Consider the following 18,756-nt stretch of genomic DNA (forward strand, 5'->3'; position numbering starts at 1 on the left):
GCGCAATCTCGTGTAAGGTAACGGCTCGGCCGTCCAGCCTTCAACATAAACAGAGCGAAACCAGAGGTTTTCCGCCATGAGCGAACAAATCAAGTATGTGAGCGACGCCTCGTTCGACGCTGACGTCCTCCAGTCCGACAAGCCCGTCCTGCTCGATTTCTGGGCGGAATGGTGCGGCCCCTGCAAGATGATCGCGCCGATCCTGGATGAAGTCGCCAAGGACTACGGTGACAAGCTGCAGATCGCCAAGATCAACGTCGATGAAAACCAGCAGGTGCCGGCCAAGTTCGGCATCCGCGGCATCCCCACGCTGATCCTGTTCAAGAACGGCGCGGTCGCGGCCCAGAAGGTCGGCGCGTTGTCCAAGTCGCAACTGACCGCCTTCCTCGACGGCAACCTGTAAGCTGCGCGCCGGGACCCGAACCACGGTCCCGGTTTCGTCACGATCCGACGTGCGTGCGCCACACCCTGGCGCGCCGGTCGGATTGTGCTAAGATGCCACCAACAACTCCCCGAGCGTTCGCTCATTTTCTCCCCCTTCCTTTAGGTCTCGCCCGTCCGGGCCCATCTGTACCCCTCGTCTATGCACCTGACAGAACTCAAATCGCTTCACGTGTCTGCGCTTCTCGAAATGGCGGCTACGCTCGAGATCGACAACGCACAACGGATGCGCAAACAGGAACTGATGTTTGCGATCCTGAAGAAGCGCGCCAAGATGGGCGAAACCATCTACGGAGACGGCACGCTGGAAGTTCTGCCTGACGGCTTCGGTTTCCTGCGCTCGCCCGAGACCTCCTACCTGGCCAGCACGGACGACATCTACATCAGCCCGTCGCAGATCCGTCGCTTCAACCTGCACACCGGCGATTCGATCGAAGGCGAGGTGCGCACGCCCAAGGACGGCGAGCGCTATTTCGCGCTGGTCAAGGTGGACAAGGTCAACGGCCAGGCCCCTGAAGCGGTCAAGAACCGCATCATGTTCGAGAACCTGACGCCGCTGCACCCGAACCGGCCGCTCACGCTCGAACGCGACATCAAGGCCGAAGAAAACATCACCGGCCGCATCATCGACATGATCGCGCCGATCGGCCGCGGCCAGCGCGCGCTGCTGGTGGCGTCGCCCAAGTCGGGCAAGACCGTGATGCTGCAACACATTGCACACGCGATCGCCAACAATCATCCGGAAGCCGACCTGTTCGTGCTGCTGATCGACGAACGCCCGGAAGAAGTGACCGAGATGCAGCGCTCGGTGCGCGGCGAAGTGGTCGCCTCCACCTTCGACGAACCGGCCATCCGCCACGTGCAGGTCGCCGAAATGGTGATCGAGAAAGCCAAGCGCCTGGTCGAGCTGAAGCGCGACGTGGTGATCCTGCTGGACTCCATCACCCGCCTGGCGCGCGCCTACAACACCGTGGTGCCGGCGTCGGGCAAGGTGCTGACCGGCGGCGTCGACGCCAACGCGCTGCAGCGTCCGAAGCGCTTCTTCGGCGCCGCGCGCAACCTGGAAGAAGGCGGCTCGCTGACCATCATCGCCACCGCGCTGATCGAAACCGGCAGCCGCATGGACGACGTGATCTACGAAGAGTTCAAGGGCACCGGCAACATGGAAGTGCACCTGGAACGCCGCCTCGCCGAAAAGCGCGTCTATCCGTCGATCAACCTGAACAAGTCCGGCACGCGCCGCGAAGAGCTGCTGATCAAGCCGGATATCCTGCAGAAGATCTGGGTGCTGCGCAAGTTCATCTCCGACATGGACGAAGTGCAGGCGATGGAATTCATCATGGACAAGATGAAGGCCACCAAGAACAACGCAGAGTTTTTCGATATGATGCGCCGAGGCGGCTAAGCCTTGCTGCGGCCGTGCCGCAACGCAGACAGGAAGGCGTGCCGCGGCACGCCTTTTTTTGTTTTTGACGATGTCATGCTCGGCAAACTGACCACCTTCCTGCGCTCGCGCTCGCGCGCCCGCAAGCTAGAACACTACGCCATCCCCGACGCGCTATGGTCGCGCACCGTGGCCACGCTGCCCTTCGTGCAGCGCTACGGCAGCGCCGACCTGGCGGCGCTGCGCGAGCTGGCCACACTGTTCATCGCCGAGAAGGAATACTCCACCGCGCATGACTTGCCGCTGGCCGACGACATGGTGGTGAGCGTGGCGGTGCAGGCCTGCGTGCCGATCCTGAAACTGGGACTGCCGTGGTACCGCGGCTGGCATGGCATCGTGCTGTACCCGGGCGAGTTCATCATCCGGCGAACCGTGCAGGACGAGATCGGCCTGGTCCACGGCGTGGTCGAGGAAGCCAGCGGCGAAGCGTGGGAGCATGGTCCGGTAATCCTGTCCTGGCCCGACGTGCGCAGCCCGGGCGCGGGCGTCGACAGCGACCATGAACTGCCGGCGGACACCTACAACGTGGTCATCCACGAATTTGCCCACAAGCTCGACATGCTCGACGGCGAACCCGACGGCGTGCCCGCGTTCTCGCGCGTGCTGCATCCGGATGTCGACGCCGAAGCCTGGGCCGAGACCTTCCTGAGTGAGTACGATCGCTTCGCTGAAGCCTGGGACGCGCGCGACGAGGCCGACTGGGAGCATCCGGAGCGCCTGCCCGCGGCACTGCGCATCATCGACCCGTACGGCAGCGAGGCGCCCAGCGAGTTCTTTGCCGTGACGTCGGAAGCATTTTTTGTCGAGCCCGCAGGACTGGCACGGCATTGGCCCATGGTCTACCAGTCGTTGTCGGCCTTCTATCGGCAAGATCCGGCCGCGATGTGAGATAAGCGCCGCTTTCCGGCGCAACACTTTATCGGGCCGATGCGCTTGCGCCCTTCCCCAAGTATTTGTTTTTCTGCCATAATCCCGGTTTGCCCGTAATCGGCAAGTGGTTCGTTCGGCGCCGCGCCATGCCTTCTCATTCTGACGGAGAACTGCGGATTGCAACGGACTGGCTACCTAACCAGAAAGGACTCATCATGAAAGAAGGCATTCACCCGAATTACCGCGAAGTCGTGTTCCAGGACATGTCCAGCGACTTCAGCTTCATCACGCGCTCGACCATCCAGACCAAGGACAAGATCGTGAAGGACGGCAAGGAATATCCGCTGGCCAAGATCGAAGTCTCGTCGGAATCGCACCCGTTCTACACCGGCACCCAGAAGATCATGGACACCGCCGGCCGCGTGGAAAAGTTCCGCCAGAAGTTCGGCAACAAGCTGGGCAAGGCTGCGAAGTAATCGCGTTAGCGACCCCGCTGCGCGCATGCCGCGGACCAGTTCCGGGAGCGCGCGAACCAGCAAAGAGGCAGCATCGGCTGCCTCTTTGCTTTTGTGCCGGCGCTAGCGGCCGGTACTGCCCGTCATTTGGATTTACCCCCACGTTCCGTGAGGCTTCCACGCCATGCCACGGCCATGCGGCCGCCGCATGCGCGATACTGTGGCCTTCGCGCCATGGCGCCACGGCCCGACCTGAGCATCGATGCGTCAAGCCAACACCTCCCCCGTCCAGTTGACCGCAGCCGCCACCGGCGCCCTGCCGCGCGCGCTGCTGCTGGCCATCTGCATCATCTACGGCCTGGTCGGCCTGTTCGGGCGCGACCCGTGGAAGAACGAGGACGCCGCGGGCTTCGGTGTGATGTGGCAGCTAGCCACCGGCAGCATGCACGACTGGCTGATGCCGAACATCGCCGGCCGCCCGTACAGCGAGGACGGCCCGCTGGTGTTCTGGGTCGGCGCGATGATGATTCGCGGTTTCGGCGGCTGGCTGGGCGCGACCGACGCGGCGCGGCTGGCGACGGCGCTGTTCTTCTTCTCGACCTGCGCCTGCATCTGGTACACCACCTACCTGCTGGGCCGGCGCGATGAAGTCCAGCCCTTTGCCTATGCCTTCGGCGGCCAGCCCAATGCGCGCGATTACGGCCGCACGCTGGCCGACGGCGCGCTGCTGATCTTCCTGGCCTGCGTGGGCCTGGCCATGCGCGGGCACGAGACCACGCCGCAGGTCGGCCAGGTCGCGTTTATCGCGCTGGCGCTGTACGGCATGGTGCGCAGCCTCGACAAGCCCACCCAGGGCAGCCTGATCTATGGCGCCGCGCTGGGCGGCCTGGCGCTGGCCAGCGGCCCGCTGCTGGCACTGGCGCTGGCGCTGGGCACGGCGACCTGCGCACTGGTGTGCAAGCCGCTGCCATGGCGGCGCCTGGCCGCCATCGGCATTCCGCTGGCGCTGCTGATCGTGACGGCATGGCTGGCCGCGGCGTACTTCGGCGCGGCCGACCGTGACGAGGCCGTGGCATTTATCCGCGAATGGTCGCGCTATGACCGCCGCAGCTATGGCTCGCCGAATATGGCGACCTTCGGCTTCAACATGCGCAACCTGTTCCTGTACACCTGGCCGGTGTGGCCGATCGCGGGCTGGGCCTGGATCGCCTGGACCGGCATGCGCCGTGCGCCCCACGTGGCCGCTCCGCTGGCGTTGCTGCTGCCGGTGCTGATCCTGCTGTTCCTGCAACGCAGTGCCGGCGACGTGCAGTTCATCCTGCTGCTGCCGCCGATGGCGGTGCTGGCGGCGTTTGCGTTGCCGACGCTGGCGCGCGGCGTGATCAATGCCATCGACTGGTTCGCGCTGCTGTTCTTCACCATCTTCGGCGGCACGGTCTGGTTCATGTGGATCGCCAAGACCACCGGCTGGCCGCCGCGCATCGCGCGCAACGTGTTCCGCCAGCTGCCGGGCTACCAGCATGAGTTCACCATCGCCGCAGTGGTGTTTGCGCTGGCGGCGACGGTGGCGTGGGTATTGATCGTGCGCTGGCGGCTGTCGCGCGCGCCCAAGCAGATCTGGCGCCCGGTGGTGATCTCCGCGGCCGGCACTACCCTGATGTGGGTCATGGCGATGACGCTGTGGCTGCCCTCGATCAATTACGGCAAGACCTATCGCGACGTGGCCCAGGCGGCGTCGATGGCGCTGCCGCCGGCCTACCAGTGCGTGCAGCCGATCCGCATGGGCGATGCGCAGCTGGCATCGTTCGCCTACTTCGGCCATATTCGCTTTGGCGGACCCAACGACGGCTGCGACGTGCTGCTGCGCCACGATGCGGTCGACTACGGCGAGCCGGGCAATATCTCGCACTTCGAGTGGCGGCTGATCTGGGAAGGCCGGCGCCCGGCCGACCGCGACGAGCGCTTCCGCATGTATCGCCTGGTCGATACCGCGCGCGCGGTCCACCCGCACCCCGACCTGCCGCGACGCCGACTGCCGCGCCAGCCCTGAGCGAGCCCTGTCCGTCGATAGCGCCCCGATACGCCGCAGCGCCTGACGCGCCCACGAACCATTCCGGCCGCAGGCGGCTGCGGGGCTGGACTTCCAGCCCGCCCCCTGCAGAGCTCTGAATGACACTGTTCCAAGACCTTCGCCGCATTGCCAGCCTGGCCGCCCCCGTGCTGGCCGGGCAACTCGCCGTGATCGCCTTCGGCGTGATCGATACCGTGATGGCCGGACGCGCGTCCGCCACCGACCTCGCCGCCGTCGGGCTGGGCGGATCGATCTACGTGACGATCTATATCAGCCTGATGGGCGTGCTGCAGGCGCTGTCGCCCATCGCCGGCCAGCTCTATGGCGCCGGCCGCCTCGAGGCCATCGGTGCGGAAGTCCGGCAGGCCGCCTGGCTGGGCGCGGCACTGGCGCTGCCCGGCGTGCTGCTGCTGGCGTTTCCCGGCCCGCTGCTGGCCTTCGCCAAGGCCCCGCCGGAGCTGGTCGAGAAGGCCACCGCCTACCTGCATTTCGGCGCCTTCGGCTTGCCGGCGGCACTGGCCTTCCGCATCTATTCGGCGCTGAACAATGCGCTGTCCCGGCCGATCATGGTAACGATGCTGCAGGTCGGCGGGCTGGCACTGAAGGTGCCGCTCAACGCCTGGTTCATCCACGGCGGGCTGGGCGTGCCGGCGATGGGCGGTCCTGGCTGCGGCCTGGCGTCGACACTGATCAGCTGGGCCTGGTGCATCGCCGGGGTGCTGATCCTGCGCTATGGCAGCGCCTATCATGCGCTGCGCATCTTCGACACCTGGAGCTGGCCCGCCGCCGCGCCGCTGCGCGCGCTGCTGCGACTGGGCGTGCCAATGGGGCTGACCTACCTGATCGAGATCACCTCGTTCACGCTGATGTCGATCTTCATCACGCGCCTGGGCACGGTGACGCTCGCCGGTCACCAGATCATCGCCAACCTCGGGGCGGTGGCCTACATGCTGCCGCTGTCGCTGGGCATTGCCACCTCGACGCTGGTGGCACAGCATCTCGGCGCGCGCGACCGGGCCGGCGCCAGCCGCCTCGCCTGGCGCGGCATCCGCATGGCGGTGGTGCTGGCCGTGCTGACCGGCGCCCTGCTGTGGCTGCTGCGCAAGCCGGTGCTGGACGCCTATGCCAGCGACCCCGCGGTGGTCGCTGCCGCGCTGCCGCTGGTGCTGTTCGTGGCGTTCTACCAGGCCTTCGACGCGGTGCAGGTGATGACGGCCTTTATCCTGCGCGCATACAAGATCGCGCTGATCCCGACGGTGATTTACGCGGGCTCGCTCTGGGGCATCGGCCTGGGCGGAGGGTACGTGCTGGGTTTTGGATTGATCGACGACATGCCGGCCTTCACGCATGGCGCGAGCGGCTTCTGGCTGGCCAACAGCATCAGCCTGGCCATTGCAGGGCTGCTGCTGGTGCGGTATTTCAGCCGGGTCAGCAAGGGGCAGGAGAATTAATCAGATGGGCCGACCACAATGGCGGGCCCGATTCGACGACCGAAAAAGAAAAAGCCCGCTTGCGCGGGCTTTTGAATTGGCGGAGTGGACGGGACTCGCCTACGTGCCGCAGGCCGCTGCTGCGCCTGCAGGCGCAGCCCTTCTCGTCCCGCCGCGAGCCGCGCAGGCGGCTCGCTCCACTCCGTAGAAAAGAAAAAAGCCCGCTTGCGCGGGCTTTTAAATTGGCGGAGTGGACGGGACTCGAACCCGCGACCCCCGGCGTGACAGGCCGGTATTCTAACCGACTGAACTACCACTCCTTAGTCGGCTGCCAACTCTGGCTGATACCTGAGTCGACATGCTGGACGTTTGATTACGCCCTGCTGTTATGGCGTCCCCTAGGGGATTCGAACCCCTGTACTCACCGTGAAAGGGTGATGTCCTAGGCCTCTAGACGAAGGGGACAGAAACTTGTTCTTCAACGCGTTTTCTGTCTTGCGCTGGAAAGTCCGCCATCATAGCAGGCTTTTTCGCGCTTGGGAAGCCTCTTTTCAGACGCTTCCCAAATTCTGGTGGAGCTAAGCGGGATCGAACCGCTGACCTCTTGCATGCCATGCAAGCGCTCTCCCAGCTGAGCTATAGCCCCGTATCCGATACCCTGGACGGTTACTGCTGGATTCTTGCTACTGCCGCCGCTGGTGCAGCGTTTGCAGCGAAGAGAAAATTATATAGCGATTTTCACAACGAATGCAACATATTTTATTGCATTTACCGCGATTCGCAACATAATGTCTCACCCAAAAGAAAAACCCGCATGGTGGATACACCATGCGGGTTTAGTTTTGGCGGAGTGGACGGGACTCGAACCCGCGACCCCCGGCGTGACAGGCCGGTATTCTAACCGACTGAACTACCACTCCTTAGTCGGCTGCCAACTCCGGCTGATGCCTGAGTCGACATGCTGGACGTTTGATTACGTCCTGCTGTTATGGCGTCCCCTAGGGGATTCGAACCCCTGTACTCACCGTGAAAGGGTGATGTCCTAGGCCTCTAGACGAAGGGGACAGAAACTTGTCTTTCAACACGTTCCGTCTGGCACCAACCGATATTGCGTGGCTGGCGCCTGAATCTTGGTGGAGCTAAGCGGGATCGAACCGCTGACCTCTTGCATGCCATGCAAGCGCTCTCCCAGCTGAGCTATAGCCCCATGGTACTGCCATTTACTGCCACTTGCCGCATCGCTTGAATTAACTACCGTTTCAAGCGAAGCCAAGATTATATATCAATCATTAATCTTTGCAAGTTCCCGTTTCAGCTTTTTTCGCCGGCTCTGCGCTTTAATAATCCGCTCAGAGAAGACGAGGATCCTTGCGGATCCGCCGGCCCGCTTGGTCGTTGACCGCGCTGCAGGGAGAACGAGATTATGCGCAAGTCCGCGCCGAAGCGCAAGCCCCGGCGCCGATTTTTTTGCGCCTTTTCAGGCAGCGGCGGCGAGGCGGCGCAGCACTGTGTCACGGCCGAACAGCTCCAGTACCGCGTCGATGCTCGGCGTCTGCAGCTGGCCCGCCACCAGCAGGCGCACCGGCATGGCCAGCCTGGGCATCTTCAGCCCAAATTCGGCCAGCACGGCCTTGAAGGTGGCGCTGATGCCCTCGCGCGTCCACGCCGGCAGCGCAGCCAGTTGTGCCGACAGGGCCGCCAGCGCCGGCTGGATGTCCGGGGTCAGGTGTTCCGCCTTGAGCGCGGCGTCGGGCTGCGGCTCACCGCGGTAAAACAGCAGCGCGGCCTGCGCGACTTCCTTCAGCGTGTTGGCACGATCCTTCACCAGCGCAATCACGCCGACCAGGTCTGCCCCTTCGACCTTGCCGCCAAGCGCCTCGATAAAGGGCTGCGTCAGCGTCGCCAGGCGCTGGTTGTCACCGACCTTGATGTAGTGGTTGTTGAGCCAGGCCAGCTTTTCGGGGTTGTACTGGGCGGGCGACTTGCCCAGGTGTTCCAGGTCGAACCATTCGACAAACTGCTCGCGCGTGAAGATCTCGGCGTCGCCGTGGGCCCAGCCCAGGCGCGCCAGGTAGTTCAGCACGGCCTCGGGCAGATAGCCCTCGTCGCGATAGCCGGTCACGCTCATCGCGCCATGGCGCTTGCTCATCTTCTCGCCCTGCTCGTTGAGCACGGTCGGCAGGTGGGCATAGACCGGCGGCGTGCCGCCCAGCGCGCGGATGATATTGATCTGTCGCGGCGTGTTGTTGACGTGGTCGTCGCCGCGGATCACGTGCGTGATCTTCATGTCGAGATCGTCAACCACCACGCAGAAGTTGTAGGTGGGCGTGCCGTCGGGGCGCGCGATCACGAGGTCGTCGAGCTCGTCGTTGGAAATCTCGATGCGGCCCTTGACCGCGTCGTCCCACACCACACTGCCGCCGATGGGGTTCTTGAAGCGGATCACCGGATCCACGCCGGCCGGCGGTTCGGGCAGCACCTTGCCCGGCTCCGGTCGCCAGAAGCCGTTGTAGCGCGGCTTTTCGCCGCGCTCGCGCTGGGCTTCGCGCAGCGCATCCAGCTCTGCCGTGCTCATGTAGCAACGGTAGGCCAGTCCGGCCTCGACCATCTGCGCCACCACCGCGCGATAGCGGTCCATGCGCTGCATCTGGTAGAACGGCCCTTCGTCGATATCCAGCTCCAGCCAGGCCATGCTTTCGAGGATCACGTCGACGGCTTCCTGCGACGAGCGCTCGACGTCGGTATCCTCGATGCGCAGGATGAAATCGCCCTGCATGCGGCGGGCGAAGGCCCAGGGATAGAGCGCGGAGCGGATGTTGCCGAGATGGATGAAACCGGTCGGGCTCGGCGCAAAGCGGGTGCGGACGCGTTGGGTCATGGTCTGGGGAAAAACAAGAAAGCCCGCGCGCGGCGGCGCGCGGGCTGGTGTATGTGCGGGCCCTGCATTATACCAACGCGTATTGCAACACCCCTGCCCCCCTCATCCCCGCTGCGCGCACCGGCTCCGTGCGGAATCATTTATGCTTGCGCCGGTCTGAGGTGTGGCCGACGATGCGAACCTTGACAGAGAAACGCGCGCATCACATCGCCTCCGCCGGCCCCACCTTGCTACCCATCCCCACTGCATGCAACGACGTCATTTTCTCGGCATTCCCGCCGCCGCCCTGCTGGCGGGCTGCGCCTTCGGCCCGCGCCCCGCGCCGCCGGCCGCGGCCACGCCCTCGCCGGCCGTCCCGCGCCCCATCAAGATCGGCCTGGCCCTCGGTGGCGGCGCGGCGCGCGGCTTTGCCCATATCGGCGTGATCAAGGCGCTCGAGGCGCAGGGCATCCACGCCGACCTCGTCACCGGCACCAGCGCCGGCGCGGTTGTGGCGGCGCTGTACGCCAGCGGCCTCGATGGCTTCCAGCTGAACAAGCTGGCACTGACCATGGACGAAGCCGCGATCGCCGACTGGGCGCTGCCGTTCGGCACCCGCTTCGGCGGCTGGCTCAAGGGCGAGGCGCTGCAGAACTACATCAACCGGCTGGTGCAGAACCGCACCATCGAGGCCATGAAGCTGCCGTTGGGCATCGTCGCCACCGACCTCAAGAGCGGCGAAAAGATCCTGTTCCGCCGCGGCAACACGGGACAGGCCGTGCGCGCCTCGAGCAGCGTGCCGGGCGTGTTCCAGCCGGTGTCGATCCAGGGGCATGACTATGTCGACGGGGGCCTGGTCGAGCCGGTGCCGGTGGATTCGGCGCGCAGCATGGGTGCGGACTTTGTCATCGCGGTCAATATCTCGGCCGACCCGTCGGCGCAGAAGAACGCTGGCCAAAGCGGCGTGCTGCTGCAGACCACGGCAATCATGGGCCAGTCCATCAACAAGATGGCGCTGGCGCGCGCCGACGTGGTGATCCGGCCCGAACTGCCCGACATGGGCGGCAGCGATTTCAACGCGCGCAACCGCGCCGTGCTGGCGGGCGAACAGGCGACCGCGGCAGTCATGGCAACGCTGCGGCAGCGTCTGGAGCAGGCCCGGCTGGCGCCGGCCGGCAAGGTCGCGACGCAGTAGCCGCGCCGACGCTGCTTCGGCAAAACAAAAAGGACTGCGGCAGCAGTCCTTTTTGATTACAGCGGCGCCAGTCCTCAGCCGCCGTACATCGACGCGCGGCCGGCTTTGGGGTCGTAGCGCTTGAGCGTCTCGACCATGTCGCCAAGACCCTCGGCGCTGTGCTCCTTGCCGTCATCGATGCGGCGCGCACCGTTGTAGCGGGTCACCCAATAGGCCGCGCGCATGTCGTCGACGCGGATCTTGCTGCCGGTGGACGGCGCATGCACGAACTTGTTGTCGCCGATATAGATGCCGACATGCGAGAAGGTCTGGCGCATGGTGTTGAAGAACACCAGGTCGCCCGGACGCAGGTCGCTGGTCGCCACGGTGGTGCCGACGCGGCTGATTTCGACAGAGCGGCGCGGCAACATGAAGCCGAAGGTGTCCTGGAACACGTAGCGAACGAAGCCGCTGCAGTCCAGGCCGGATTCGGGCGTGTTGCCGCCGAAGCGGTAACGCACGCCGATCAGGCCCAGTGCATTCATGACCAGGTCGCCAGCCTTGCTGGCAACGTTGCTGGTGGAATTCACCATCGACGACAGCAAGCCGCGCTTGCCTTCCGGATGCGAGTCCGCGGCCTGGGCCGCGGACTCGATACGGGTGTCGGCATCCTTGAATACCGTATCCGCCAGCACTCCATTCGACACAGTCGCACCGCAGGCAATGGCAAATCCGACGGCGGCGTGCGCCAGGGAATGAAGCACCGATCGCTGCATTGGTTCTCCTGTTGATCGTTCCAAAGCAAGCCCCGGCACAAGGTCCGGGGCGGCTGGGTATGGGTGGATGTCGCGCGAACGTTTTCAGTGACGTCGGACGATCATCGTGTGAACTACCGGGGCAAACCCTTTGCAAGCTCCGCGCCAGGAAGGCGCGCCTGCTGCCGCACCGCAATCGTGCATGAAGTGCACAAATGCGCCGGACGGACCACCCCCAAAACTAGTTCTGGCGGGATGGTAAAGGGTTGTCATTCACATGTCAAAGTTCGTTACAAATTCGCGGGATTTGGCTTCCTAATCAACGATATAGACCGGTTTTCGCACCTTCTTTATTGGATTAATCCCATGGTTCGATGCTAGCCCCACCGCCGCGGCGGCGTCGACGCATCGCAATGGAAAAGCACGCCCGCTCAGGCTGCCCCGACCTGCGCCGCCGCCATCAGCTTGCGAGTGTAGGGATGTTGCGGTGCGCCCAGCACCATTTCAGTTTCGCCGGCCTCGACCACCTCGCCCGCCTTCATCACGATGACCCGGTGCGCCATGGCGCGGATCACCGCCAGGTCATGGCTGATAAACAGGTAGCTGAGGTTGTACTTGTGCTGCAGCTGGGACAGCAGCGCCAGCACCTGCTGCTGGATCGACACGTCCAGCGCCGAGGTCGGCTCGTCCAGCACCAGTATCTGCGGCTTGAGGATCAGCACGCGGGCGATGGCAATGCGCTGGCGCTGTCCGCCGGAGAACTCATGCGGATAGCGGCCCAGCGCGGTACGGTCCAGGCCGACCTCGCGCAGCGCCTCGATCACGCGCTGGCGCGTCGCCTCGCGCGACAGTCCGGGCTGGTGCAGCGCCAGGCCTTCGCCGACGATCTGCTCGATGGTCATGCGCGGCGCCAGCGATCCGAACGGATCCTGGAACACCACCTGCATGCGCGCGCGCAATTGGCGGCGGTCGTCGCGCGTGGCGGTGTCGAAGCTGCGGCCCAGGAAATGGATGGTGCCCGCACTCTTGCGCTGCAGCGCCAGCACGGTATGCGCCAGCGTGGTCTTGCCCGAGCCGGATTCGCCCACGATGCCGAGGGTCTCGCCCTCGCGCAACTGAAAATCGACGTCCTTGACCGCCGCGAGCTGGTCCTTGCCGAACCATCCGGCCAGGCCGCGGCGCTTGCGCGCGTAATTGACGCCGAGCTTGCGCGCTTCCAGCAGCACCGGCGCCAGTGGCACCAGCGGCAGCACCTCGCGCCGCGGGCGGCTGTCGATCAGCTTGCGGGTATAGGGATGCTGGGGCGCGGCGAACACCTTGGCGGTCTCGCCGGTCTCCACCAGCACGCCCTTCTCCATCACGCCCACGCGCTGCGCGAACGCGCGCACCAGGTTGAGGTCATGGGTGATCAGCATCACCGCCATGCCGAACTCGGCCTGCAGGTCGCGCAGCAAGTCGAGGATCTGCGCGCGGATGGTCACGTCCAGCGCCGTGGTCGGTTCATCGGCCAGCAGCAGCTTGGGCCGGCACGCCAGCGCCATGGCGATCATGGCGCGCTGGCGCTGGCCGCCCGAGAGCTGGTGCGGGAAACTGTCGAATCGGTGCGCGGCATCGCTGATGCCGGTGCGCTCGAGCAGCGCGATCGCCCGCTCGCGCGCCGCGCGCCGGTCCAGGCCCTCGTGCAGCGCCAGGGTTTCGACGATCTGGTTGCCGATGGTGTACAGCGGGTTGAGCGCGGTCATCGGCTCCTGGAAGATCATCGCGATCTCGGCGCCGCGGATGCCGCGCATCTCGCGATCGGATACCTCCAGCAGGTTCTTGCCCTCGAAGCGGACCGCGCCGTCGTAGTAGGCGTCTTCCACCAGCCGCAGCATGGCCAGCGCCGTCACGGTCTTGCCCGAGCCCGACTCGCCCACCAGCGCATAGCGCTCGCCCGCACGCAGGTCGAAGCTGACTTCGCGCACGGCGCGGGTGGCATGCTCGCCATGGCCGAAGGTAACGGACAGCTTGTCCACGCAGATCAGCGTGGACCCGGGCGCGGGCATCGGCGCCGGCGCCACGTCTGGCACGATCACAGGAGACACCGCGGTCATGGCATGGCCTCCGGGGCCGCCCCGGTGGGCGCGCCCGCCGGGACCTTGGGCTCGACGCGGCCGCGCAGCGCGGCCAGCCCCAGGCGGGTATCGAAGGCATCGCGCAGTGCATCGCCCATGAACGTCAGCAGCAGCAGCGTGACCACCAGCACCGCGAAGGTCGACAGCGAGATCCACCACGCATCGAGATTGGCCTTGCCCTGCGCCAGCAGCTCGCCCAGGCTCGGCGTGGTCGGCGGCACGCCCAGGCCGAGGAAGTCCAGGCTGGTCAGCGCCAGGATCGCCGCGCTCATGCGGAACGGTAAAAAGGTAATCACTGGTGTCAGGCTGTTGGGCAGGATATGGCGCCACATGATCTGCACGTTGGACAGTCCCAGCGCGCGCGCGGCCTTGACGTAGTCGAGCGAGCGGTTGCGGTAGAACTCGGCGCGCACGTAGTCGGACAACCCCATCCAGCCGAACAGCGACAGCAGGATGATCAGCAGCGCCAGGCTGGGCTCGAAGATCGAGGCGAAGATGATCAGCAGGTATAGCTCGGGCATCGAGCTCCAGATTTCGATGGCGCGTTGCGAGAACAGGTCGAAGCGCCCGCCGAAAAACCCCATCAGCGCCCCGGTCAGCGTGCCGACCAGCACCCCGATCACGGTCAGCGCCAGCGCGAACAGCACCGACACGCGGAAGCCATACAGCAGCCGCGCCAGCACGTCGCGGCCACGGTCGTCGGTGCCCAGCCAGTTCTCCGCCGAAGGCGGCGCCGGGTTGGGCTCCTTGGCGAAATAGTTGAGCGAGTCGTACGAATACTGGTTCAGCGGAAACACCGCGAAATTGCCGTTGGTGGTGATGCGGTCGCGGATATACGGGTCCAGGTAGTCGGCGGGCGTGGCGAAATCGCCGTCGAAGGTGGTTTCGGGATAGACCTTGACGATGGGGAAATACCATTCGCCCTTGTAGTGCACCACCAGCGGCCGGTTGCTCGACAGCAGTTCGGCGCCAAGGCTGAGCACAAAGATGGCGACAAAGATCACCAGGCTCCAGTAGCCGCGCCGGTTGCGGCGGAAACGCTGCCAGGCGCGCTGGCGCGGCGAAGGCGAATGCGGCAGGCCGTCGGGCGCCGCGTGCGAGAACGTTTTCATCGGTGCAGGCCCTCGAAATGGATGCGCGGATCCACCAGCACGTAGCAGACATCGGAGATCAGGCGCGTGACCAGCCCGATCAGCGTGAACAGGTAGAGCGTGCCCAGCACCACCGGATAGTCGCGGCGCAGCACTGCCTCATACGACAACAGGCCCAGGCCGTCCAGCGAGAACAGCGTCTCGATCAGCAGCGAACCGGTAAAGAACGCGCCGATGAAGGCCGCCGGGAAGCCGGTCACCAGCGGGATCAGGGCATTGCGGAACACATGCTTCCACAGCACGCGGCGCTCGCCCAGGCCCTTGGCGCGCGCGGTCAGCACGTACTGCTTGCGGATTTCCTCGAGGAAGGCGTTCTTGGTCAGCATGGTCACGACCGCGAAACTGCCCACCACCGACGCCGTGATCGGCAGCACCAGGTGCCACAGGTAGTCCATCACCTTGCCCATCAGCGACAGCTGCTCCCAGTTGTCCGAGGTCAGCCCGCGCAGCGGGAACCACTGCACGAAGGTGCCGCCGCCGAACAGCACCAGCAGCAGCACCCCCAGCACGAAGCCGGGAATGGCATAGCCCACCAGCACGATGATGCTGGTCACCACATCGAAGCGGCTGCCCGCACGGATCGCCTTGGAGATGCCGAGCGGCACCGATATCAGGTAGGTCAGGAAAAAGGTCCACAAGCCCAGGCTGACCGATACCGGCAGCTTGGACTTGACCAGCTCCCACACGCTGCGGTGCTGGAAATAGCTCTGCCCCAGGTCGAACTGCGCAAAGCGCTTGAGCATCAGCAAGTAGCGCTCCAGCGGCGGCTTGTCAAAGCCATAGAGGGCCTGGATCTCCTTGATCTTGTCGGGGTCGACGCCGCGCCGCCCGCGGTATTCGGCGCCGCCGCCGCTGGCTTCGCCAGCACCGCCGCGCCCTTTCAGTTCCATCATCATCTGTTCGACCGGGCCGCCCGGCACGAACTGGATCACGACGAAGGTCAGCGTGATGACGCCGACCAGCGTCGGGATCATCAGCAAAATGCGTTTAAGCAGATAGGCAAGCATGGGGGCCGTCTCTTTCTTTGTCCGCGCTGAACGCGTCAGCGCCCGCGCGCCTCAGCGGGCTTGCGCCTGCACGTCGGTGCGCCACCAGTGGCTCAGGATCCAGCCTTCCGCGGTGTAGTAGTACGGAAGCCGCTCCGGATACGCCAGCGTCTTGCGGTAGGCGACCCGGTGCGAAGCGCTGTACCAGTTCGGCACGATGTAATAGCCGTGCATCAGCACCCGGTCCAGCGCGCGGCCGGCCGTGACCAGCTCCTGGCGGGTATGGGCGTGCAGCACATTGTCCACCAGCTTGTCGACCACCGGCGACTTCAACCCGAACAGGTTATCCGAGCCCGGCGTGCCGGCGGCCTCGCTGGAGAAGCGGTCGCGCAGCTCATTGCCAGGGCTTTGCGAATCGGGGAAGCGGATCGACACCATGTCGAAGTCGAAGTCTTCCAGCCTCTTCTGGTACAGCGCGAAATCGGTGGTGCGCTGGTGCACCTGGATGCCAAGCTTCTCCAGGTTGCGCACGTAGGTGGTGATCACGCGGCTCATGGCGCCGCCGTCATCGAGGAACTCGAACACGAGCGGCTCGCCCCTGGCGTTGCGCAGCGCGCCGTCGGTATAGGTCCAGCCGGCCTGGGCCAGCAGGCGCCGCGCCAGGCGCAGGTTGTCGCGCAGCGAGCGCGGCGCCGCCGTGCTGGGCTGGACCACGTCGGGGCCGAACACCTCCGGCGGCAGTTGTGCGCGCATGGGCTCCAGCAGCAGCATTTCGGCAGGGCCGGGGCGGCCATCGAAGGTGGCGCTGGCGGCCAGCTCGCTGTTGGAGAACCAGCTGTCCAGCCGCTTGTAGGCGCCGTAGAACAGCTGCCGGTTCAGCCATTCGAAATCCAGCGCGAGGATCAGCGCCTGGCGCACGCGCACGTCCTGGAACACCGGCTTGCGCAGGTTCATGACATAGCCCTGCATGCCGGCGCCGTTGCGGTGCGGGAACTCGGTCTTGAGCAGTTCGCCGTTGCGGAAACGCGTGCCCTGGTAGCTCTTGGCCCAGTTCTTGGCCTTGTACTCGACGATGGCGTCGAACTCGCCCGCCTTGAAGGCCTCCAGACGGGCGGTCTCGTCCTTGTACAGCCGGTAGACCACGCGCGCGAAATTGAAGGTGCCGCGCCGCACCGCGAGGTCCTTGCCCCAGTATTTCGGGTCGCGCTGGAAGATGATGCCGCGGCCGGCGTCGAAGCGTTCGATCAGGTAGGGGCCGCTCGCCACCGGAGGCTCGAAGGTCAGCTTCTCGAACGGAACCTTGGCAGTCCATTTGCGCGAGAACACCGGCAGCGAGCCAACGATCAGCGGCAGCTCGCGGTTGCGCTGCTTGAAATCGAAACGCACGGTGCGCTCGCCGGTCACGACCACCGCCTTCACGTCGGTGCACATGCTGCGATAACCCGGGCTCGAAGCCTTGCTCATCAGCATGTCGTAGGAATACTTGACGTCCGAGGCCAGCACCGGATCGCCATTGGCAAAGCGCGCCTGCGGGCGGATCGTGAACGTGACCGACATCTCGTCCGGCGCCACCGTGACGTCGTCGGCAAGCAGGCCATAGGCACTAGCGCTTTCGTCGGCGCTGGCGATCAGCAGCGACTCGAACATCAGCGCATTCAGCCCCGGGGCGGCAGTGCCCTTCAGCGTGAACGGATTGAACTTGTCGAAACTGGTGCGCCGGTCCGGATTGGCGAGCGTCAGCGTGCCGCCGACCGGCGCATTGGGATTGGCGTAATCGAAGTGCGAAAAATCAGCCTGGTACTTGAGGTCGCCATGCAGCGCAAAACCATGCGCCGCCCATGCCGGATCGGAAAAGAGCGAGCCCCCCGCCGCCAGCGTCAGCGCCAGCTTCATGGCCGCCCAACCACGCAGTACTGCATCCCGCCGGAAGCACTGCCATGCCGCCTGAAGCGGCCAACGTGCTTGAATAGGCATCCTGTTGGATTCCTCCACTGTCACCTGTGGGGGCCCGGCGTTCTGCGGCCGGGCCAAGTATGAGACAATTTTACATGCGTCCGGGGTGGCCCCAGCCATCCGGACATTCCCTCTGCGCGGCGCAATAAAAGGGCCGCAAGATAGCCCGGCACCCGCACCGCCGCATGGCGGACGCACGAAGCGTGCCTGATACACCACCTTGGAGAATTTATGGGATTTCTGGCAGGTAAGCGGATCCTGATCACCGGCTTGCTTTCGAACCGCTCGATCGCCTACGGCATTGCCTCGGCGTGCAAGCGCGAAGGCGCCGAACTGGCCTTCACCTACGTCGGCGAACGGTTCAAGGACCGGATCAGCGACTTTGCCAAGGAATTCGGCAGCGACCTGGTATTCGAATGCGACGTCGGCAGCGACGAGCAGATCGCCGCGACCTTCGCGGCGCTGGGCCAGCGCTGGGAAAAATTCGATGGCCTGGTGCACTCGATCGGCTTCGCCCCGCGTGAAGCGATTGCCGGCGACTTCCTCGACGGCCTGTCGCGCGAGGGCTTCCGCATCGCCCACGACATCTCCGCCTACAGCTTCCCGGCGCTGGCCAAGGCCGCCCTGCCGCTGCTGTCGGACAAGGCCTCGCTGCTGACGCTGACCTACCTAGGCGCCGAGCGCGTGGTCCCCAACTACAACACCATGGGCCTGGCCAAGGCCTCGCTCGAGGCCAGCGTGCGCTACCTGGCCTCTTCGGTCGGCCCGCGCGGCATTCGCGCCAACGGCATCTCGGCCGGCCCGATCAAGACCCTGGCCGCTTCAGGCATCAAGGGTTTTGGCAAGCTGCTCGGCCATTTCGAGCAAGCCGCGCCGCTGCGCCGCAACGTCACCATCGAAGAGGTCGGCAACGTGGCTGCCTTCCTGCTGTCGGACCTGGCCAGCGGCGTGACGGGTGAGATCACCTATGTCGACGGCGGCTTCAACGTGGTCGGCGCCAGCGTCGCGGACGCGGAGTAAATTCGGCAGCGGCGACAGCCGCAATACAAAAAGGG

At 65.1% G+C, this 18,756-nt stretch carries 14 protein-coding genes and 6 tRNA genes; 8 read left to right on the forward strand and 12 right to left on the reverse strand.

Annotation, left to right across the window (positions count from 1 at the left end; translation table 11 throughout):
- Positions 1-76: 76 nt before the first annotated feature.
- The 6 genes from trxA to ACOCMH_RS26850 all read left to right on the forward strand — a co-directional run bounded on the left by trxA (position 77) and on the right by ACOCMH_RS26850 (position 6,732).
- Complete coding sequence (trxA, locus tag ACOCMH_RS26825) at positions 77-403, forward strand: thioredoxin TrxA (protein WP_010814265.1); 327 nt, start codon at positions 77-79, stop codon at positions 401-403.
- Between the two features lie 180 nt (positions 404-583).
- On the forward strand, positions 584-1,846 hold the full coding sequence (gene rho, locus ACOCMH_RS26830) for a transcription termination factor Rho (protein ID WP_012353193.1): 1,263 nt from the start codon (positions 584-586) through the stop codon (positions 1,844-1,846).
- A 75-nt stretch (positions 1,847-1,921) separates the two neighbouring features.
- Positions 1,922-2,773: a M90 family metallopeptidase gene (locus tag ACOCMH_RS26835; RefSeq protein WP_427310172.1), complete on the forward strand. Its 852-nt coding sequence runs from the start codon at positions 1,922-1,924 to the stop codon at positions 2,771-2,773.
- Between the two features lie 197 nt (positions 2,774-2,970).
- On the forward strand, positions 2,971-3,231 hold the full coding sequence (locus ACOCMH_RS26840; protein WP_010814268.1) for a type B 50S ribosomal protein L31: 261 nt from the start codon (positions 2,971-2,973) through the stop codon (positions 3,229-3,231).
- A 241-nt stretch (positions 3,232-3,472) separates the two neighbouring features.
- Positions 3,473-5,260 carry an ArnT family glycosyltransferase gene (locus ACOCMH_RS26845; RefSeq protein WP_427310175.1) on the forward strand — a complete coding sequence of 596 codons (1,788 nt, stop codon included), beginning with the start codon at positions 3,473-3,475 and terminating at the stop codon, positions 5,258-5,260.
- A 119-nt stretch (positions 5,261-5,379) separates the two neighbouring features.
- Positions 5,380-6,732: an MATE family efflux transporter gene (locus tag ACOCMH_RS26850; RefSeq protein ID WP_427310177.1), complete on the forward strand. Its 1,353-nt coding sequence runs from the start codon at positions 5,380-5,382 to the stop codon at positions 6,730-6,732.
- Between the two features lie 222 nt (positions 6,733-6,954).
- On the opposite strand, the gene ACOCMH_RS26855 is transcribed toward ACOCMH_RS26850, so the two are convergent.
- The 7 genes from ACOCMH_RS26855 to gltX form a co-directional block, all read right to left on the reverse strand.
- Positions 6,955-7,031, reverse strand: a tRNA-Asp gene (locus ACOCMH_RS26855).
- A 69-nt stretch (positions 7,032-7,100) separates the two neighbouring features.
- Positions 7,101-7,176, reverse strand: a tRNA-Glu gene (locus ACOCMH_RS26860).
- A gap of 105 nt (positions 7,177-7,281) precedes the next feature.
- Positions 7,282-7,357, reverse strand: a tRNA-Ala gene (locus ACOCMH_RS26865).
- 197 nt (positions 7,358-7,554) lie between these two features.
- Positions 7,555-7,631: transfer RNA gene (locus ACOCMH_RS26870), tRNA-Asp, on the reverse strand.
- Positions 7,632-7,700: 69 nt separating this feature from the next.
- A tRNA-Glu gene (locus ACOCMH_RS26875) sits at positions 7,701-7,776 on the reverse strand.
- 66 nt (positions 7,777-7,842) lie between these two features.
- Positions 7,843-7,918: transfer RNA gene (locus tag ACOCMH_RS26880), tRNA-Ala, on the reverse strand.
- 270 nt (positions 7,919-8,188) lie between these two features.
- Positions 8,189-9,589, reverse strand: coding sequence for a glutamate--tRNA ligase (gene gltX, locus ACOCMH_RS26885; RefSeq protein WP_427310179.1), 1,401 nt, complete (start codon positions 9,587-9,589; stop codon positions 8,189-8,191).
- A 247-nt stretch (positions 9,590-9,836) separates the two neighbouring features.
- Here gltX and ACOCMH_RS26890 point away from each other — a divergent pair, with 247 nt between their 5' ends.
- Positions 9,837-10,763 carry a patatin-like phospholipase family protein gene (locus tag ACOCMH_RS26890; protein ID WP_427310181.1) on the forward strand — a complete coding sequence of 309 codons (927 nt, stop codon included), beginning with the start codon at positions 9,837-9,839 and terminating at the stop codon, positions 10,761-10,763.
- A gap of 74 nt (positions 10,764-10,837) precedes the next feature.
- Here ACOCMH_RS26890 and ACOCMH_RS26895 read toward each other — a convergent pair whose 3' ends face one another.
- The 5 genes from ACOCMH_RS26895 to ACOCMH_RS26915 form a co-directional block, all read right to left on the reverse strand.
- On the reverse strand, positions 10,838-11,518 hold the full coding sequence (locus ACOCMH_RS26895) for a C40 family peptidase (RefSeq protein WP_427310183.1): 681 nt from the start codon (positions 11,516-11,518) through the stop codon (positions 10,838-10,840).
- 410 nt (positions 11,519-11,928) lie between these two features.
- On the reverse strand, positions 11,929-13,542 hold the full coding sequence (locus tag ACOCMH_RS26900) for an ABC transporter ATP-binding protein (RefSeq protein ID WP_427313374.1): 1,614 nt from the start codon (positions 13,540-13,542) through the stop codon (positions 11,929-11,931).
- Between the two features lie 44 nt (positions 13,543-13,586).
- Positions 13,587-14,723, reverse strand: coding sequence for an ABC transporter permease (locus tag ACOCMH_RS26905; protein ID WP_171517851.1), 1,137 nt, complete (start codon positions 14,721-14,723; stop codon positions 13,587-13,589).
- Positions 14,720-15,769: a microcin C ABC transporter permease YejB gene (locus ACOCMH_RS26910; protein WP_171517852.1), complete on the reverse strand. Its 1,050-nt coding sequence runs from the start codon at positions 15,767-15,769 to the stop codon at positions 14,720-14,722. The genes ACOCMH_RS26905 and ACOCMH_RS26910 overlap by 4 nt, the downstream gene beginning before the upstream one ends.
- Positions 15,770-15,820: 51 nt before the next feature.
- Positions 15,821-17,722 (reverse strand): extracellular solute-binding protein, encoded by a 1,902-nt coding sequence (locus tag ACOCMH_RS26915; RefSeq protein ID WP_427310186.1) that lies wholly within the window; start codon positions 17,720-17,722, stop codon positions 15,821-15,823.
- Positions 17,723-17,932: 210 nt separating this feature from the next.
- Between ACOCMH_RS26915 and fabI the strand changes: the two genes are divergently transcribed.
- Complete coding sequence (gene fabI / locus ACOCMH_RS26920) at positions 17,933-18,721, forward strand: enoyl-ACP reductase FabI (RefSeq protein ID WP_062800677.1); 789 nt, start codon at positions 17,933-17,935, stop codon at positions 18,719-18,721.
- Positions 18,722-18,756: the final 35 nt, after the last annotated feature.

Source organism: Cupriavidus sp. H39 (genome assembly GCF_050271075.1).
GTDB lineage: Bacteria > Pseudomonadota > Gammaproteobacteria > Burkholderiales > Burkholderiaceae > Cupriavidus > Cupriavidus necator_B.

What these genes read in the sequence shown, in the direction of transcription:
- trxA (WP_010814265.1), top strand. Translation starts at nt 77, where the DNA reads ATGAGCGAACAAATCAAGTATGTGAGCGACGCCTCGTTCGACGCTGAC.
- rho (WP_012353193.1), top strand. Translation starts at nt 584, where the DNA reads ATGCACCTGACAGAACTCAAATCGCTTCACGTGTCTGCGCTTCTCGAA.
- ACOCMH_RS26835 (WP_427310172.1), top strand. Translation starts at nt 1,922, where the DNA reads ATGCTCGGCAAACTGACCACCTTCCTGCGCTCGCGCTCGCGCGCCCGC.
- ACOCMH_RS26840 (WP_010814268.1), top strand. Translation starts at nt 2,971, where the DNA reads ATGAAAGAAGGCATTCACCCGAATTACCGCGAAGTCGTGTTCCAGGAC.
- ACOCMH_RS26845 (WP_427310175.1), top strand. Translation starts at nt 3,473, where the DNA reads ATGCGTCAAGCCAACACCTCCCCCGTCCAGTTGACCGCAGCCGCCACC.
- ACOCMH_RS26850 (WP_427310177.1), top strand. Translation starts at nt 5,380, where the DNA reads ATGACACTGTTCCAAGACCTTCGCCGCATTGCCAGCCTGGCCGCCCCC.
- gltX (WP_427310179.1), bottom strand. Translation starts at nt 9,589, where the DNA reads ATGACCCAACGCGTCCGCACCCGCTTTGCGCCGAGCCCGACCGGTTTC.
- ACOCMH_RS26890 (WP_427310181.1), top strand. Translation starts at nt 9,837, where the DNA reads ATGCAACGACGTCATTTTCTCGGCATTCCCGCCGCCGCCCTGCTGGCG.
- ACOCMH_RS26895 (WP_427310183.1), bottom strand. Translation starts at nt 11,518, where the DNA reads ATGCAGCGATCGGTGCTTCATTCCCTGGCGCACGCCGCCGTCGGATTT.
- ACOCMH_RS26900 (WP_427313374.1), bottom strand. Translation starts at nt 13,542, where the DNA reads ATGCCCGCGCCCGGGTCCACGCTGATCTGCGTGGACAAGCTGTCCGTT.
- ACOCMH_RS26905 (WP_171517851.1), bottom strand. Translation starts at nt 14,723, where the DNA reads ATGAAAACGTTCTCGCACGCGGCGCCCGACGGCCTGCCGCATTCGCCT.
- ACOCMH_RS26910 (WP_171517852.1), bottom strand. Translation starts at nt 15,769, where the DNA reads ATGCTTGCCTATCTGCTTAAACGCATTTTGCTGATGATCCCGACGCTG.
- ACOCMH_RS26915 (WP_427310186.1), bottom strand. Translation starts at nt 17,722, where the DNA reads ATGCCTATTCAAGCACGTTGGCCGCTTCAGGCGGCATGGCAGTGCTTC.
- fabI (WP_062800677.1), top strand. Translation starts at nt 17,933, where the DNA reads ATGGGATTTCTGGCAGGTAAGCGGATCCTGATCACCGGCTTGCTTTCG.